This is a genomic window from Pseudovibrio japonicus (genome assembly GCF_014651595.1).
Taxonomy (GTDB): domain Bacteria; phylum Pseudomonadota; class Alphaproteobacteria; order Rhizobiales; family Stappiaceae; genus Pseudovibrio; species Pseudovibrio japonicus.
On record NZ_BMXE01000003.1, the window covers coordinates 367,527 to 384,578 of the forward strand.

Below are 17,052 nucleotides of genomic sequence, written 5' to 3' on the forward strand. Positions count from 1 at the left end.
AATGGCTTAGACAGTGATGGCGTCTTCTACGTTGACCTGTCGCTGACGGCGGATCACCAGCTTGTTCAGTGCGGAAACGTAGGCGCGGGCAGAGGCTACCAGTGTATCTGTGTCAGCGCCCTTACCGGTTGAGATCTTGCCATTGTCTTCCAGGCGTACGGACACTTCTGCCTGAGCATCTGTGCCTTCGGTGACCGCATGTACCTGATACAGGGACATGGTTGCGTCATGTGGCCAGATTGCCTTAATGGCGTTGAATGTTGCGTCAACCGGGCCGTCGCCGGTGGCTTCACGGGTCTGGTGCTGACCGTTCACATCCATGGTCAGGATTGCCTTTTGCGGTCCGCCAGTTCCAGCGATTACTGTCAGAGCAATCACCTTGACGTTCTCGCTCTCGATGGAGATCTGATCTTCCACCAAAGCTTCGATGTCTTCGTCGTAAACGTTTTTCTTGCGGTCGGCCAAGTCCTTAAAGCGACGGAAAGCTTCCTGCAAGGCATTGTCGCCCAGCTCGTATCCCAGTTCAGCCAGCTTGTCTTTAAAGGCGTGGCGGCCAGAATGCTTGCCCATGACCAGAGAGGTTGCGCGGACCCCAACGTCTTCAGGACGCATGATTTCATAGGTCTCTGCGTGCTTCAGCATGCCGTCCTGGTGGATGCCGCTCTCGTGGGCAAAGGCGTTTTTGCCGACGATTGCTTTGTTGTACTGGACGGGGAACGAAGAAACAGCGGAAACCAGCTTGGATGCGCGGGTCAGGTAAGCTGGATCGATGTTGCATTCATATGGCAGCACGTCACCACGAGTGCGCAGGGCCATGACGATTTCTTCCAGCGCCGCGTTGCCTGCGCGCTCGCCTAAGCCGTTGATGGTGCATTCGATCTGACGAGCACCGCCAGCGACACCAGCCAGAGAGTTCGCTGCTGCCAGCCCCAGGTCATTGTGACAATGCACTGAGAACACAGCCTTATCCGAGTTCGGCACGTTTGCGATGACCTTCTCGAACATCTCCTGATATTCGGCTGGTGTCGCATAGCCAACGGTATCTGGCAGGTTGATGGTGGTAGCGCCTGCGTTGATTGCGGCTTCCACACAGCGGCTCAGGTAATCGATGGAAGTACGGGTGGCGTCCATTGCGGACCACTCGATGTCATCGATCAGGTTGCGCGCCTGCTTCACCGTCTTGGAGATGATCTCCAGAACCTCTTCCTGAGTCTTGTTCATCTGGAACTGCAGATGGATCGGGGAGGTGGAGACGAATGTATGAATACGGCCTTGATTTGCCAGCTTAATTGCTTCACCAGCGCGGTCGATGTCTGCCGGGATAGCGCGGGCCAGACCTGCGATGATGGAATTTTTGGAGCGTTTGGCGATTTCGCTGACCGCTTCGAAGTCACCCTGAGAGGCAATTGGAAAGCCTGCTTCAATGATGTTGACGCCCATTGTGTCAAGCAATTCCGCAACTTGCAGCTTTTCTTCCAGTGTCATGGAAGCGCCGGGAGATTGCTCTCCATCACGCAGGGTGGTGTCGAAAATAACTACTTGGTCTTTAGCGGATGCGGTCATTGGTGGTGCCTTCAACTTTGCCCCGACGGCGTGTTGTCCTGAATAGCGTCCGGGGATTTTCCTTCATTTTCAGATATTTAGAATGATCCCCTAAGTGTCCGCCCAGATACGGGGCCGCCGACGCCTAGGGGCATCTAAGTAGAAGGAGGGTGCGCAGGAAGAGGCCGCCATGCTGGCGCATGGTGCTGGTGTTGTTCAGATTGTCGCGGTTCGCGATCATTATCTGTCAGCTGCCTTTTCGTCGCTGTGGCTTTTATCCAATGGTACCATCCGATTATGGTCAGATACCGGTTCGAAATTATAAGCCAATTCTTCTTTGGGCGTTGTCGAGTGGATCTCGATTTGCCAAATGTGTAATTTTCCTAGCGGATTTGAGTTGCAAACGCAAGATTTTTACTCAAAGCGCAGCTCGGCGTACTCAAAAGTATATGCAGGATACGTTGAGATAATCTCAGTTGGCTCCCGGCTCATCTCACCTGGCTCTTGAGTTTGCGGAGAGCGTGCGGGGCTCTCCGCCAAGCTTTTTAGATCAGACCAGAAGCTCGCCGTTGGCGAGGATAACTGCTTGTCCGCCGATGCGGTGGGCGTGGATCTTGCCGGACTGGATTTCAATTTCCAAAGAGATGAAGGAGGGGCGTCCCATCTTGAAGCCCTGTTCGACACAATAGGTGTGGATGCCATCCAATGGCTCGTCAAACTCGGCGATGGATCCGGCAAACGCAGCAACTGCTGATCCTGTTGCCGCATCTTCGCGGGGAAGTCCGTTTTCCAGATAGACCATGCGAGCGTGGAATGCGCTGTTCACGTGGATGGTCTGGCGACAATACGCAAATGTGTTGTTGTGCTCGATGTCGCCGAAGGCTTCCTCCCAGTACTTTGGAACCGGCTCAATGCGGTTGAGGGCCTCCATGTTTGCGACTGGCACAAATGCAAATGGCAGGCCTGCTTCCCAGGACTTGGGCTTGTGGTTTTCGAAAGTGATTTCATTTGGTTCCAAAGACAGTGCGGCTGCGATGGCGTCCTTCTCGCCGAGCTGTTGAGCTGGCTTTGGCAGTCGTGGAACATCAAACTCTGCTGAGGTGGCTTTGCCTTTTTGCATTGCGACGGCGCAGCGCACCAAACCAACTTTTTCTTCCAGCAGCACCAATGCATCCATATCGTTGTCCGGCGCGCCGAAGCGATTTTCCGCCAGAAGTACGGCAGTACCGACGGTTGGATGGCCGGCAAATGGCAGCTCCATGGACGGCGTGAAGATACGAACTGAAGCGTTATGGGCCGGGTTTTCCGGAGGTAGAACGAAGACGGTTTCGGAAAGATTGAACTCGCCTGCGATCTGCTGCATTTGCGTGTCTGACAATCCCTTTGCATCCAGCACGACTGCAAGCGGATTACCTGCCAGCGCTTTATCAGTGAAAACGTCTAGCAGGGCATAAGGTCTGGCCATGTTGAAATCCAATTATCTCAGTTTGGTGTCGAGTTGATGTATTATCCGCTCGACTGAAGAACAATGTTTGTTTGAGCGCTACTCAAGATTGTTTTTTTGTCAAATACAAGACTGCATATGGCTAACCCTCGCTAATTTAACAGGTGTGCGGTGAGTGCTCTGGCATAAGGGGGCACTTGATGTGGGGTCAGGTCTGCTAATGAGGTTACGATAACTGCTTCTTCCAGCTCAGGTTTTTCCTGGTTTGCGTTGAAATGTGAGATTTTTGAGCTGATTTCGTCTGAGGTGAGCTGCAATGTTAAAACACGTGCGATTGCGAGACGTGGCCCGTCTTCCACAGCGAGCACCTCACCCAGCTCTCCATGCTCCAGCGTAAAGCCGGTTTCTTCTTCCAGCTCGCGGGCGATAGAGCCGAAGATATCCACCTTGCCTGAGGGGGTGATATCATTGAGATCAAGATTTCCACCTGGCGCGTAAACCTGACCGGCGGTTGCAGTGTGGCTGGCCATTTTGCCAAAAATCAGGTGACCCTGGCTGGAGCGGAGGACAGTGCAGCCAAATAGGTTTCTGGCGTTCCTGTCAGGAAAGCCCCAGTCGCGCCAAGCAAGGAAGGCGGAGTAATCGATTTTCACCAGCTTGCCGGAGAACCTCTTTTGGTTGAGGGCATATTGGTACAATGAAAGGACCTTACCATCCCAGAGATCCGGGTTTTGGGAGATCAGATGCTTCCAGTTTTCCTTGATCGCCTCGCTGTTGTGTTCCGCGAACTCCCATGAGTTGGCGTCGTCGAGATTCAGGTCGATCTGCGCAATCTCATGGATTTGTGGCGTGAGGTCCTTTTGCATGTGCTCGATTGGGCGAGCTCCCTTGAAGGCACTGGGGCGGTTACTGGTGCTGTGGTAGCCGTGATGGGCATAAAAGGGGGCTGCATTTGCATCTGACTCAAGACGCAGCGTTGAGCATTGCATGCGTTTGGCAATTTCTTCTGCGCCTTCCAGCAACCAGGCGCCGTAGCCGTTGCCGTGCGCCTCTGGCAGCACAAACAGATGATCAAGCAGGGCGGTATCGGTGTTCTCTTTCGCTATACGGGCAAAACCGATTGGTCGGGTTTTATCCAAGATAACTAAGGTGGGATCTGCTTCGATCATCTCTGGCGTTATCTTCCAGTGCTCACGGTAGACTTCCATATCCTGTGGGTCATAACCCCAGTGACCTTTGGCGGCATGCATTATGTTTGTGAGGGCAAGGGCTTGGCATTTTGTAGCGGGCTGCATCTGGCAGTGCATTCTTGGTATTTCTCCAAATTGTTACGGCCAAGCAAACGTTGTGTAGGCCGTTGCAAGTCGGGCCATATGCATTTGGTTGCAGCCGAAATAAACAGCCAATAATGGCTCAAACGAGGAAATGGTTTCAAGTGACCACAGTGATTTGAAGCATACCCAATCGGAAAAGAGTAAAGATTGACTGATTTTACGAGGTTAGTTGGCAGACAAGAGCTTCCCGGAAGTTGCTTCTGGCTCGTTCACGTCAGGCCGACCAATTGCTCTTTATGAGTATCGTGTTTTCGTAGAGAGAGTTTTGTCGAGCGTCAATTTCTGTGACTGGTGGTGTGCAGAATTACACAAAGAGCACTAAACGCCGCTTTTGCTTATGGTTGAAGGGTGTGATTTCACTCACAATATTGACGGTTCTACTCAACAATTGTTCACATTTTTCCGTAGTTTACGTAGGGAACAATGCTGACCAAACTTTCACCATGTTCCTGTTCTCTAGAAGGTATACCTGCTCCATAAGAAGAGCACTATCGCTGCGTAACAACATATCAATCGTTAGGGGCAGCTCAAGGAGAACAAAAATGATTAAAGTTGCATTTGTGTGTGCGACATTTCTAGCACTGGCAGCTTGCAGTTCATCACAAAGCGAGAACCGCCTCCTTGGTACAGTGGCTGGTGCCGGTACCGGTGCGGGAATCGCAGCAATCGCAGGTGGTGGTATCACCCCAATTTTGGCAGCTGGCGCGGCTGGCGGTTTGGCAGGAAACGTTCTTGGCGACTTAGCTACGCCTAGAGACTGCTATGTACACGACCGCTATGGGCGTCGTGTTGCATCGGCATGTCCATAATTCCTGTAACTGAGAAAGCTAGTGGGAAAGGGCTCCAACTCGGAGCCCTTTTTGATTCAAGAGTGCCTCTATGAAATGGAGTGCCTAAAGCGATCTCACAGTTAGATAAATTGGGGGTTTGTTTGGGCTCTTCGAGCCATATAATTAGTCTAAATATCAATATTTAAGTATATAAAATTACGAGGGAAGGGAGCTTGAGTAAACTTAGTCTTCTGAAACAGAAAATAGCTTCCCATCTCAAGACCTTCTCCAGAAGATTAAGTGAGCTTTGGGGGAAACTTCGAGAGACGCCTGTCTCCACAGAGGAGCTACACATTTCTATGAAAAGAAATGCTGTCCCTTCTCCGGGGTTTTTCTTGATGCTTGGGTTAAGTGGAATAATTGCAACGCTGGGAATGATTGCGAACAGCGCTCCAACAATAATAGGCGCAATGATTATTGCCCCGCTTATGTCTCCTATTGTTAGTGTTGCTTTCGGACTTGCCTTCATGGATCTTCGTTTGATCCTGATTTCTATTTTCTCGATTTTTACGGGCACATTACTGGTTATTTTTATCGCCTATATGGGCATTGAGGTTATTGGCGTACGCATTGTTGGTACGGAGGTTCTCTCACGTGCTTCACCTTCCATGCTGGACCTGGGGGTTGCTCTTGCGGCGGGATGTGCCGCGGCGTTCGCTCAGACAAGGCCCAGCATAACCAACTCGATTGCCGGCGTGGCGATAGCGGTCGCGCTTGTTCCGCCGCTCGCAGCTAGTGGAATCGGATTGTCCTTAGGAGCAAAAGCGACCAGCGAAACGGGACTTTCCCTAGGTGAGTTTGGTTTATATTCTGGGGGGTATGACATTGCGGCTGGTGCTTTTCTTTTATTTCTTACCAACCTAATCGGCATCATAGTCATTGGCACCTTGGTGTTTGTGGCCCAACGTTATGGTGATTGGCGTAAAGCTTTAACGGCCGTTGCGATTATCTCCATGCTATCGTTTCTTTTTGTACCGACTTTGCAGGAGACTCTGCACGAAATTTACGTGAAAAATCGCGTTATTCGCTTAGCAGTGAAGCGCTCACACTCTTTTACAGACAACGGTGCAGAAAACCTGGCCCAAAAAATAGAAAGCGTGAACGTCAATTACCTGGATGGCATGCTGAATGTAAATATCGTTATGTTCTTAACCCGGGAGCATATGGAGGGCGCACAGGCGCGTCTCGACGATTTCAGGCGGGTTATCTCCGAAGAAATTGGTGAGCCAATAGCAATGGAAGTTGACGTTATCCCGATCGATTTCCTCCGGCTCCGCTCCTCACAACCAAAACCTACTAAATAAGAATTCTTAGGCTTGTCCTTGTGTGCTGGTGAAAGACAGATATCTGTCTTGAGTCTTCTCGTAGTTTGCGGGGAGGTGGTGATGTCTTCTGTATCGTCCAGCAACCCGACGCCGTAGCCGTTCCCGTGTGTCTCTGGCAACACAAACAGATAATCAAGCAGAGCGGTGTCTGGGTTTTCTTTCACGACACGGGCAAAACCTATTGGCCGGGTTTCATCAGAGATAAATATGCGGGGAGCTGCCTCGATCATCTCCGATGTGATCGTCCAACTCTTACGGGATGCTTCCGTCGTATCCTGAGTGAGCATTGGTGGCTCGTATTATGTTTGTGAGGGCAAGGACTTGGCATTTGGTAGCGGGCCAACATCTGGCTGTGCACTCCCGGTGTGTTTTCCGTTTATAGGGGGAAGACCGCGCTGTGTGGGGCAAGGACAAAAGCTGTTGGGACCAGCCGAAATAACCAGCCATTAGTTGCCCAACAGAGGAAATGGTTTCAAGTGACCAACGCCAATTGAAGGATACCCAACCCGAAAAGATTAACGATTAACTAATTGCATGAGGTTCGTTGGCAGACAAGAGCTTATCGGGCAACTGAACCTGTTGCGCCCGCTGGAATGACGCTCTTTGTGACCCGTGACTATCACAGTTGAGAAGGTACTCATGCGCATTCTGGTTTCACTTCTATGCTTGCTTGCAATTGCGCTTGCAATACCTGCCCATGCGGTGAGATGGCAGCCGAGCGGGAGTGAGAAGGAACTGCTGCTGAGCAAAGGCGTTGGCGGACTGGTGCTGCTCCGCAACCGTGCCGGAAAGATCCATGTTGCAACACGTACCGAGATGTCCAAGAGCGCGCTGATCTTCTCACTGGATGCGGAAGCGTTGGCTGGGAATGCAGGGGCGGTTTTTGGATTGGCGGTGGCGCATGAGATGGGTCATGGGGTGCCCAAGAACGTGCCGGTTGCTATGTCGCTTTATGAGAAAGCGGGCAAGATGGGACTTGCGGCGGCCTATAACAATCTTGGTGAGATCTACAGGAAGGGCAAGCACGGCGACGCTGCCGACGCTCAGAAAGCAATGGAGCATTACCAGCTTGCTGCGGAGTGGGGGGATGCGTGGGCACAGAACAATATGGGCCTGTTGTTTCTGCACGGCATTGGCGTGGAGAGGGACCCGAAGCTGGCTTACTACTGGGTGAAGGGGGCAGCGAATGCGGGCCTAATGCAGGGCGTCGAGAATCTTGCCGGACTTTACCGCGACGGGATCGGGGTTGAGCCGGATGCGACGCGCGCTCGTGCACTTTACAGGAAGGCGATCTCTCTTGGCTCCATTGACGCGCATGTGCCGCTCGGGGAGCTTTTGGAGGATGGAGAGGGCGGCAAGGTGGACCTTGACGGGGCCATTCATCACTACCGTCTTGCTGCGGATACCGGGCATTTGCTGGGGAATCATTACCTTGGCACGATCTATGAGGACGGCGTTGGCGTTGAGCGGGATCTGGAGCTGGCTTTCTATCACTACGAAAAAGCGGCGAGGCAGGGGTTAGCACGGTCTCAATTTGCGTTGGGCCGGTTTTATCTGCTTGGCATGGGCACCAGAACCGACCTGCGAAAAGCTGTTGATCTGTATAAAGCAGCAGCCAAGCAGGGCAATGCGCAGGCGCTGAATGATCTGGGCGTGCTTTACGAGAATGGTCGCGGGGTACCGCAGTCCTATGAGATGGCGATGGAGTTTTATACGGCATCGTCCGCCCGGTTCCCGTTTGCGCTTACCAATGCCGGGCTGCTTTACCTGAGTGGGCGCGGTGTACCTCAAGATGTTGAGCTGGCCAAGAAGCTGTTTCGGCAGGCCTCTGAAAGAGGGGAGCCGGTGGGAGATGTGCTGTTAGGCAAGGTCTATCTGCAGGGCTTTAATGAAGAACCGAAGCCCAGTGAAGCGGCGCGCATGTTTTTGCAAGCAGCGGCGAAAGGGGTGCCAGAAGCGTTTTACTTGCTCGGGTATTGCCATGAGAGTGGGCGGTGCATGGACCGCAATCTGGTCAAGGCGCGGGATTTTTACAAGATGGCTGTCGAGCAAGGTTATCGGGGGGCAGAGCAGGCACTTCGCAAACTGGAATGGCAGTTGAAAACCCAGCCCAATAATTAGGTTTCAGCAAAAGAGCCGGATTGGCGCCCGGCTCTTTTGTCGTGTCTGTTTTGCTGCTGTCTGTTCAACTCTATCTGTTTGGCGGGGCTGGATTGGCCTTATCGAGTGGAACAGGACGTACGATGTTGAACCAGAACTCGAAGGTGTCCAGCATTCCGAGCAGATCGGTCAGCTTGGAGGTCTCGCCATCGACGGTGATTGCGCCGGAGCTGATCGCGTCCTCAAAGGTTTGTTCACCGAGCATGATGTTGTCGAGCGTGCTTCTTTCGAGCGTCACTGTCGCATCCGCGTTCTCGATCTGGTAGCCTTCAATATGGCTGAGGGCCGCGTTTTGCAGCTCCATCGCATATCTCTCATCTGTATCGGAGAAGATCCAGTTCAGTTTGATCTGCTGGTCTCCCGCTTTTGTGTTGTTGAGGCGCATGGCTGCGTAGTCAAACAACAGATCCACATCCATGGAGCGGATGATGTCAGGGCTAGCCGTGTCTGGTGCGGGCAGTTCTGCAATGCCAGTCCGCAGTTCCTGCGCGCCGGAGAGATAGAAGTTGCGCCATGGGCCAGATTCTGCCTGGTAACCTAGCTGTTCCAATGCGTCAGCCTGCAACTGGGCGGCATCTTCATTGTCCGGCTGCGCATAGACCAGATGGTTGAGCACTTCCGCGACCCAGCGATAGTCGCCCTCGTCAAAGGATTCCTGCGCTTTTTGCAGGAGTACGGCGGGGCCGCCCATGAACTCCACGTATTTGGGACCGGAGATGCGCTCAGGATACTCATGCAGGGTAGCGGGGTTTCCGTTGAACCAGCCGAGATAGCGAACATAGGTGGATTTTGCGTTGTGGTTGAAGGAGCCGTAGTACCCGCGCGTGCTCCAGTCATGCTGCAATGTTTCCGGCACGTCCAGCATCTCTGCGATCTCTGTCATGTGGAAGCCATGGTTGGCCAGACGCAAAGGTTGGTCGTTGATGTAGCGGTACAGATCGCGCTGGTTGCGCAAGTGTCCCAGAATGTTGCCGTTGCCAGACAAGTGCCAGTGGTGCGGGGCGAACAGGACCTGAACATCCTCGCCGTACTTGTAAATGGCTTCGTTTATGTACTTGGACCAGCCCAGAGGATCCCGCAGTCTTGCACCACGCAGTGAGTAGGTGTTGTGCATGGTGTGGGTGGCATCCTCGGCGGTGCACAGTGCATTGAGCTCCTCGATATAGAAGAAGAATTCAGAAGGAGCCTCAGAATCCTGCGCCATCCAGAAATCGAAAGTGAGGCCGTCAATCGTGTGGGTCTCGCCATTGTCTTTGATGATGTCGGTTGGCGGGATCAGCGTGACTGTGCCAGTGGATGTGGTGGGGCCTAGCCCCGCGCCGACCTGTCCTTCCGGCGAATGGGGCAGCAGGTTGCCGTACATGTAGGAGGCACGCCTGCTCATGGCGTTGCCGGCCATGACGTTTTCCGAAACGGCATGTTCCATGAAGCCTTCTGGCGCGTAGATTTTGACCTTGCCGCTTGTCACGTCTGCTTCATCCACCACACCGCGTACACCACCGAAATGGTCGACGTGGCTGTGAGTATAGATGACTGCGGTTACGGGCTTCTCGCCGCGCTGGGCGTAGTACAGCTCCAGTGCGTAGCGGGCGGTTTCCTCGGAGATGAGAGGGTCAACAACGATGATACCTTCATCCCCTTCGATAAAGGTGATGTTAGACAGGTCTGCAGCACGCACCTGATAGATGCGCTCTGACACTTGAAAGAACCCGCTCAGCAAGATGAGCTGGGATTGACGCCAGAGGCTCGGGTTGACGGTTTCCGGTGCAATGGAGCCTTGCATGATGAAGTTGAACTTGGAGAGGTCGTAAACGATATCACCATTTGCGTTCTTCACCACACCGCCGTCTGGCAAAGGCGCGATGAACCCTGCCTGTGCTTGCTCAAAGGCTTCATTATCAGCAAATGGCAGTTGCTTCAGCAGCTCTTCGTAAAGCTGGCCGGTAAAGCGTGTGGCTGGTTTGGTGATTGTGTTTGCAGTGGTGGTCGTAAAGGACATGGACCACGCGATGCTTGCCATCATGGTTGTGCAAAGGATCTGACGGCTAAGGGACTTCTTGGTTTTGTTGAGCGGCATTCCCGACCTCCGAGGTAGAGTTGCCACTTTCCTTATAGGAGGGGCGGTTAAAGGGCAGGCTCTACCAGTGTTTGAAATGAGGTTTCTGGTTGCTGAAGGGCTAACCGGGCGCTGCAACTTTGGGTTATTGCTTTGAGGTTTTGTGTATTTTTGATTGACTTGGGTTCAGGAGGGCGTGAATGATTGCTTACTCCTATCTTGAGGTGCTGTTTTGATGATTTCACGTGTGCTCTCTGGCTTTTTGCTAACCGGTGTGTGTTTGGGCTTAGCTACGGGAGTGACGGCGGCTCCAATCTCAGGTCAGGGACGCTCAACGGGGTTTGGAGAGGCTCTGGAAGAGCGCGGGTTTCAGCGATCGGCGCTTGATGAGTATCGCACCAATGTGGAGAGCATCGACTTTGATGCGTTGAGAGCGCAGGCGGAGCAGGGCGATGCGGAGGCTCAGTACAAACTTGGAGAAGCGTTCTGGCGCGGGTTTGGAGTCGAGATTGACTACGAGCGTGCCCATCACTGGCTGAGCAAGGCTGCGGCGCAGCAGCATGTGGATGCGCTGGTGCCACTGGCGGTTATGTATGAGCGCGGGCACCACGACATTGCAGACTCCAAGCGCGCAGCTGAACTTTATTTTGAGGCTTCCCAACAGGGTGATGACTGGGCGTTGGCTCAACTAGCGCGGCTCTACATTGCCGGAAAAGGCATCAGGCAAGATGTGAGTTACGGGCTGAAACTCCTGCACCAGCTGGCCGATCTGGAGCACTATGCCGCTCTGGTTTATCTGGGTGACTATGCCGAGGAAGGGCTGGAAGGAGAGGCACCGGATTACCAGCGGGCGGCTGATTATTTTGAACGGGCGCGTGCGGCGGGGAGCGAGATTGCATCCTCACGCCTTGCTGACCTGATTTATGCGGGGCGGCTGGGTGATTTGGACATGGAGCGGGTGTTTGCTCTGCTTGACGAGGAGCTGAACCGTGGCTCGTTTAATGCGGCATTGAGTTTGGCGCAGATTTATCTGGATGGTGTTCATGTCCCGAAAGATGTGAAGAAGGCGCTTGAATATTATGAGCTTGCTGCAGACTGGGGCTCCTCCTACGCTCTGCTGGAAATTGGTGTGCTTTATGAGGAGGGCGCGCTTGGTGAGGTCAACTACAAGCGGGCCGAGGACTATTACCAGCTTGCCCGCGAAAGAGGTGATGGCGATGGGGCGGCCTATCTTGGGTATCTGAAGCGATTTCTGTATTCGGAAGACGTGGACCCCAGCGAAGTGATTACTCTGTTTGAAGAGAGTGTCGCGCGTGGGGCACATGCCGGCATGGTTGCGCTGGGTGACTGCTACCGCGATGGCTACGGTGTGGAGATGGATCATCTTAAAGCCAATGCCTTTTACCAGATGGCGGTTGAGGCAGGATCTTCCTTTGCGCTTGTCAGGCTCGGTAATGCCTATGATGAAGGGCTGGGTGTTGAGATTGATTACCCTAAAGCGCTGCAGCTCTATCAAAAAGCCGTTGATGCGGGTGACGGGCAGGCCAACGCTGATCTGGGTTTTCTCTACGAGCAGGGCTATGGCACTGAAAAAGATCAGGTGAAGGCTCGGGAACTTTATGAAAAGGGCAGCGAGGCGGGAAGTGCCTTTGGGGCTTATCGGCTGGGCCTGATCTTCTATTACGGCGATGGGGCGGAGCAAGACTACTCCCAATCACTCAAGCAGTTTCACACTGCAGCACGGCGCGGCAATCAAAGCGCCGCCGTTTATCTTGGCTACCATTATCACTATGGGCAGGGTGTTGCGGCAGATCCGTTTGAAGCGCGGTATTGGTATGAACAGGCGCTTACTATCGGGATCGAGAGCGTTAAAATGAACCTTGCTTTTCTTGAAGAGGACGGATTGGGTGGTCCACGGAACTTGAGCAGAGCAAAGCAGCTTTACCGCGAGAGCAGTGCGAGCGATCCTGATGCCCAGTTTGAACTTGCGCGTCTTGAGGCGGACGAAGATCCAGCCGGGGATCATCTGCGGGCTTTTGAGCAGGCCGCGCAAAAGGGGAGCAAGGCGGCGCAGCTGAGGGCCATTCACCATTACATGTATGGTGATGAGCGGGTGCAGGATCTTGAGCGGGCGGAGAAGCTTCTGCTTGAGCTTGCTGCGGATGAGTATGCGGATGCCTATGTTTATCTCGGCATCTTATATGACGAGATGATTGTGGACCGCGCCGGTACACCAGATGAAGCCGTTAAATGGCTGAGCAAGGCGGCACATAACGGCAACATCTTCGCCGCACGCAGGCTTGCTCTCAAATATGAGCAAGGGGATCAGGTGGAGGCCAGCAACGAAAAGTTTGTTTACTGGCGCCAGATCCTAGGCCTCAACGGGAAACCAGGCGCGGCTTTCGATGCTGCATATGATCTGGAGTACAGCCGTATCGATCAGGATATGAAGTTGCAGGAGCAGCTTTATACGATCGCGGCGAATGCGGGTGTGCTGGGCGCACAGCTGACGCTGGCAAAGAAGTATATCTTCGGCTCAGAATATCCGGGTGACTATGAGCGCGGTGTGGCGTTGTTGCGTGAGGCAGTTCGCCTGCATGGAGGCACGCAAGCGTATCGGATTACTACATCGCTGTCCGGTGGTGTTCCACTGCATAAGATGCTTAAGCAAGAAGATGGTTATTACCGGGATTGGGACCGGAAGGTTCTGACGGCGATCAATTTGTTGCACGGCATTACTGTGCCCAAGAACGCGGAGATTGCAGAGAAGCTTATTCGTTCTGAGCCAGACCGGTGGGAGTTTTCACCGGAAGCGCGTTATACGCTCGCTACACTTATTTTTGCGAAGGAAAACCCAAGTGCAGATGAGATTGAAGAAGCGCTGCAGGAGCTGACGATCACGGCAAACAGCGGCTATGTAAGCGGGCAAAGGAAACTGGCGGAGCTTTATGAACAGGGGCAGCATGTAGAGCAGGATTATCGCAAAGCAGCTCTGTGGTATCGCATTGCAGGCTCCAAAGTACCTTCTGTGATGGTGCATGTGGCGGGGCTCATACTGGACGGAAAAGTAACTGCGACCTACGGCGAGGATGCGCTGGGCATTTTGAGTGCAGCGGCTGAAATGCGGAATGCGTTCGCAGTAAATGTTCTGGTGACCTACTGGGCTGAGCAGGCGCCAAATGGGTATGAGCATAAACGATGGCTCCGCCGACAGAAGCAGATGAGCATGGTTTCCTCGTAGAGGAGTGTTGCTCGTGCTGTACCGTTTTGCGTTTGTGGTGCCTTCTGTGAAAGCGCTTACGCCTATGTGCTTTGGTAGGCTGTCTTGTTGTGACGCTCCATCATGCGGTCAGGGGTGCTGAGGGAGGTGAAGCCGAACTGTTTGTACAGGTCATGTGCGTCGGCTGTTGCCAGCATGAAGCGGCGCAGGCCCTGCAAGTCCGGATGGGCGTTAATTGCTTTCATGAGCTGCTTTGAGAGCCCTTTGCCGCGGTGAGCCGGGGTTACGAATACATCGCCCAGATACGCAAAGGTTGCTTTGTCCGTGATGACACGGGCGAATGCGATTTGCTCTCCTCTTTCCAGATAGGCGCCAAAACACACCGAGTTTTCGATGGATCTGTCGAAGATGTCTCGTGGCAGGCCTTTGCTCCAATAGGCTTCTTGTGAGAGGAACTGGTAGAGCATGTCGCGCTGTAGTTTGGCTTTGTCTGTTGAGATTTCGAGTTCTGTTGTTTGTGTCATTTTGGAATGCTTCGGCTTTCTTTATTACTGCGTTTGAAGGCTGGCTTCTGGTTTAGGTTTGCGTACGATGAGCAGGATTGTGAAGGAGAGCAGGGTGAGCAGCGCTGAGATCTGGAGGGTGTTTCCAAAGGTGGTGACGCTTGCCACGGTGCCGGTCATCATGCTTCCAACCAGACTTCCAGCAAATAGGGCGTTTGTATAATAGGCCGTGGCGATCCCTGGTCTATGCAAGGCATAGGATTGGACGAAGGTGAGGCCAATTCCGACGTTGATGCCGTAGTAGAAGCCCTCCAGCGCGCAGAGCAGATAGACCTGGCTTGGGTCTGTTACTCTGACAATTAAAAGGAAGAAGAGGGTTCCAAGCAAGGCTGAGAACAGCATTGCATTCTTGTGCCCCAGCTTTTGCGCAGGCTTTACGACCAAAAAGATGGCAATGACTTCCACAAAGCACTTTACCGAAAATGCCAGTCCCGGTGTTGCTGTTGGAAAGCCCATCTCTTGGATCAAGAAGACTGGTCCTGCGGACACAAAAATGAAGTTTGCTGAGGTGAGTGCAAAGATAGGCAAGCAGGCGAGGATGAGGGCAAAGGGCACAGGCTCAATCGGATCATTTGCATTGCCTTTGACCGGATGATGGGTGGTGAAGCTTTTGGGCACGATTGCCAGGCCCATGGCCAGCCAGAGCACGCTGATGATGCCTGATGTTGGGAATATGGAGCTGACCCCGAAGATGCCGTAGAGCGTGAAGGCCACCGGTGTTCCGATCATCCACCCCAGAGCCTGGGCGATGCGCAGGTGTGAGTTGAACTTGGCTGTATCCCTGTTGGTTTGCTCTGCAAACAGGCGGCCAAAAGAATACATGGTGGAGAGCACTCCGCCGGAAACGCCCATAAGCGGGATCCCTAGCAGCAACATCCAAAAGGTTGGCACGGCGGATTGCAGACCCATGTTGATTCCAAAGAGCGCGGAACAGAACATCAAGATGGGCTTCAGCCGTGCACCTGCATCAATCCGAGCGCCGAAGTAGCGGTTTGAGAACAACGTGATGAGGGTTGAGCAGGCGATGAAGAATCCAAGCTTCCATGCCGGTTCGCCAAGCTCTGTGACAACGTAAGAGCTGTAGAGCGGAATGAGGCAGGCAATGGCCAGTGAGCCAATGAGCATGTAGGCGTGAATCAGGATGGGGAAACAATCCAGCATTGTCAGTGCCGCAGGAACAGAGCGCATAGGAGATCCAAAGATGATGGGAAAAAATTTATGAAGCCGCGCGGGAATGAACGCATTGATACATCTCCTGATGTGATTTGCAAGCAGGAGATGTTTTCGTTCGTTTATGCGCGCTGAGATGGTGCGTGCGCATGCTTAAGATGGTTGGGCCAGCTCGTGTCTTTGCGGTGGCTTGATCGCCAGAAGGATGATCGTTGCCAGTGCGGCGAGTACAACGCTGCTCAGGATCGTGTTCTGGAAGGTGGTGTAGGAGGCAATAATTCCGGTGAGGATGTTGCCAGCCAGACCGCCCACGAAGATGGCGTTGACGAAGTAAGAGGTGGCGACTCCGGGCTTGTGGCGGGCATAATTCTGTATGAAGGTGATGCCGACACTGGCGCAGATGCCATAGTACATACCTTCAATAATGCAGAGCATCAGCACTTGCTGAACAGAAGTGGCGCTTGTGATTGTTGCAAAGAAGAGCAGGGCGCCGATGCCCGAAAACACCATCATGTTGCGCTCGCCAATACGTTCTGTCGGCTTGATTGCAAAGTAGATGATGAGGACCTCAAACAGACTTTTGGTTGCCACAGCCCAGCCGGGGACAGAGGTCGACAGTCCCATCTCTTTGATGAAGTACACAGGGCTTGCCGAGAAGAAGATACTGTTTGCCGCTGAGAGCGCAAATACGGGTACGCAGGCTATGAGTAGCAGCATGGGAACTGCGTCTGTTCCGCCGCTTTCCTGAATTTGCTTCCTGATGTGGGTCTTGAGAGATCCGGGAATGAACAGCAGGCACAGGGCCAACCAGATAAAGGCAGATATAGTCGCCGCAAGGTGGATCTGTGTGAAGCCGTATGAGCCGTAAAGAAGAAAGGCAGCCGGCGGACCGAAGACCCAGCCAAGAGACATGCAAATGCGCATGTGAAGGTTGAAAGTGCCTGGATTGCGCCCAGTCTGTACTGCAAGTAAACGGCCAGTGGAATACATAGTGGACAGTGCTCCGGCAGCAATGCCGATCAATGGAATTCCGAGGCACACCAGAGACATGTAGGAAGGCGCTGTCAGCTGGATGAGCGCGTGGATGGTAAAGGCGCTGATGTTGATGATCAGCAATGGCTTGACGCGGTTGCCGTTATCAATGAGGCCGCCAAAGATGCGGTTGGTGATAAGGGACACAAGGGAGAAGCCGCCGATGACCAGCGCCAGGTTAAACGCAGGCTCCTGCAGTTCCTCAATGATGTAGGTACTCAGTAGCGGTATGACGAAGGCGATAGAAAATGCGCCAGAAAACATCACTGCAAAAAATAAAACTGGGTACCTATCAAGTCTTTGTAATTCGCTGCTAACAGGATTCAAGAAAATCTCCAAACCCCGACCTTGAAAATAATGATCTCGGGTCAATCGC

General features: G+C 53.2%; 11 protein-coding genes and 1 pseudogene. 4 read left to right on the top strand and 8 right to left on the bottom strand.

What is annotated here, in order from left to right; all coding sequences use genetic code 11:
• Positions 1 to 6: 6 nt before the first annotated feature.
• The 3 genes from IE076_RS10200 to IE076_RS10210 form a co-directional block, all read right to left on the bottom strand.
• Positions 7 to 1,563 (bottom strand): 2-isopropylmalate synthase, encoded by a 1,557-nt coding sequence (locus IE076_RS10200; RefSeq protein ID WP_189436669.1) that lies wholly within the window; start codon positions 1,561 to 1,563, stop codon positions 7 to 9.
• A 529-nt stretch (positions 1,564 to 2,092) separates the two neighbouring features.
• Positions 2,093 to 3,007, bottom strand: coding sequence for a PhzF family phenazine biosynthesis protein (locus tag IE076_RS10205; RefSeq protein WP_189436670.1), 915 nt, complete (start codon positions 3,005 to 3,007; stop codon positions 2,093 to 2,095).
• A 131-nt stretch (positions 3,008 to 3,138) separates the two neighbouring features.
• Positions 3,139 to 4,281 (bottom strand): GNAT family N-acetyltransferase, encoded by a 1,143-nt coding sequence (locus tag IE076_RS10210; RefSeq protein ID WP_189436919.1) that lies wholly within the window; start codon positions 4,279 to 4,281, stop codon positions 3,139 to 3,141.
• A gap of 581 nt (positions 4,282 to 4,862) precedes the next feature.
• Between IE076_RS10210 and IE076_RS10215 the strand changes: the two genes are divergently transcribed.
• Both IE076_RS10215 and IE076_RS10220 read left to right on the top strand, forming a co-directional pair.
• A complete protein-coding gene (locus tag IE076_RS10215; RefSeq protein WP_189436671.1) occupies positions 4,863 to 5,129 on the top strand; it encodes a YMGG-like glycine zipper-containing protein in 267 nt (88 codons plus the stop codon).
• 194 nt (positions 5,130 to 5,323) lie between these two features.
• Positions 5,324 to 6,454, top strand: a complete 1,131-nt coding sequence (locus IE076_RS10220; RefSeq protein WP_189436672.1) for a DUF389 domain-containing protein — start codon at positions 5,324 to 5,326, stop codon at positions 6,452 to 6,454.
• 53 nt (positions 6,455 to 6,507) lie between these two features.
• Here IE076_RS10220 and IE076_RS23075 read toward each other — a convergent pair.
• Positions 6,508 to 6,762: pseudogene (locus IE076_RS23075) on the bottom strand (GNAT family N-acetyltransferase); the annotation flags it as partial.
• A 352-nt stretch (positions 6,763 to 7,114) separates the two neighbouring features.
• Here IE076_RS23075 and IE076_RS10225 point away from each other — a divergent pair.
• Positions 7,115 to 8,596 carry a tetratricopeptide repeat protein gene (locus tag IE076_RS10225; protein WP_189436673.1) on the top strand — a complete coding sequence of 494 codons (1,482 nt, stop codon included), beginning with the start codon at positions 7,115 to 7,117 and terminating at the stop codon, positions 8,594 to 8,596.
• Between the two features lie 70 nt (positions 8,597 to 8,666).
• On the opposite strand, the gene IE076_RS10230 is transcribed toward IE076_RS10225, so the two are convergent.
• The gene (locus IE076_RS10230) at positions 8,667 to 10,712 is read right to left on the bottom strand and encodes an alkyl/aryl-sulfatase (RefSeq protein ID WP_189436674.1); all 2,046 of its coding nucleotides are present in this window, start codon (positions 10,710 to 10,712) and stop codon (positions 8,667 to 8,669) included.
• A 214-nt stretch (positions 10,713 to 10,926) separates the two neighbouring features.
• Here IE076_RS10230 and IE076_RS10235 point away from each other — a divergent pair, with 214 nt between their 5' ends.
• Complete coding sequence (locus IE076_RS10235; RefSeq protein ID WP_189436675.1) at positions 10,927 to 13,932, top strand: tetratricopeptide repeat protein; 3,006 nt, start codon at positions 10,927 to 10,929, stop codon at positions 13,930 to 13,932.
• A gap of 62 nt (positions 13,933 to 13,994) precedes the next feature.
• Here the strand turns inward: IE076_RS10235 and IE076_RS10240 are convergent, their stop codons facing one another.
• The 3 genes from IE076_RS10240 to IE076_RS10250 all read right to left on the bottom strand — a co-directional run bounded on the left by IE076_RS10240 (position 13,995) and on the right by IE076_RS10250 (position 17,003).
• Entirely contained in the window at positions 13,995 to 14,435 is a 441-nt protein-coding gene (locus IE076_RS10240) for a GNAT family N-acetyltransferase (protein WP_189436676.1), read from the bottom strand.
• A gap of 24 nt (positions 14,436 to 14,459) precedes the next feature.
• Entirely contained in the window at positions 14,460 to 15,662 is a 1,203-nt protein-coding gene (locus IE076_RS10245; RefSeq protein WP_189436677.1) for an MFS transporter, read from the bottom strand.
• 135 nt (positions 15,663 to 15,797) lie between these two features.
• Entirely contained in the window at positions 15,798 to 17,003 is a 1,206-nt protein-coding gene (locus tag IE076_RS10250) for an MFS transporter (protein ID WP_209009017.1), read from the bottom strand.
• Between the last annotated feature and the right edge of the window lie 49 nt (positions 17,004 to 17,052).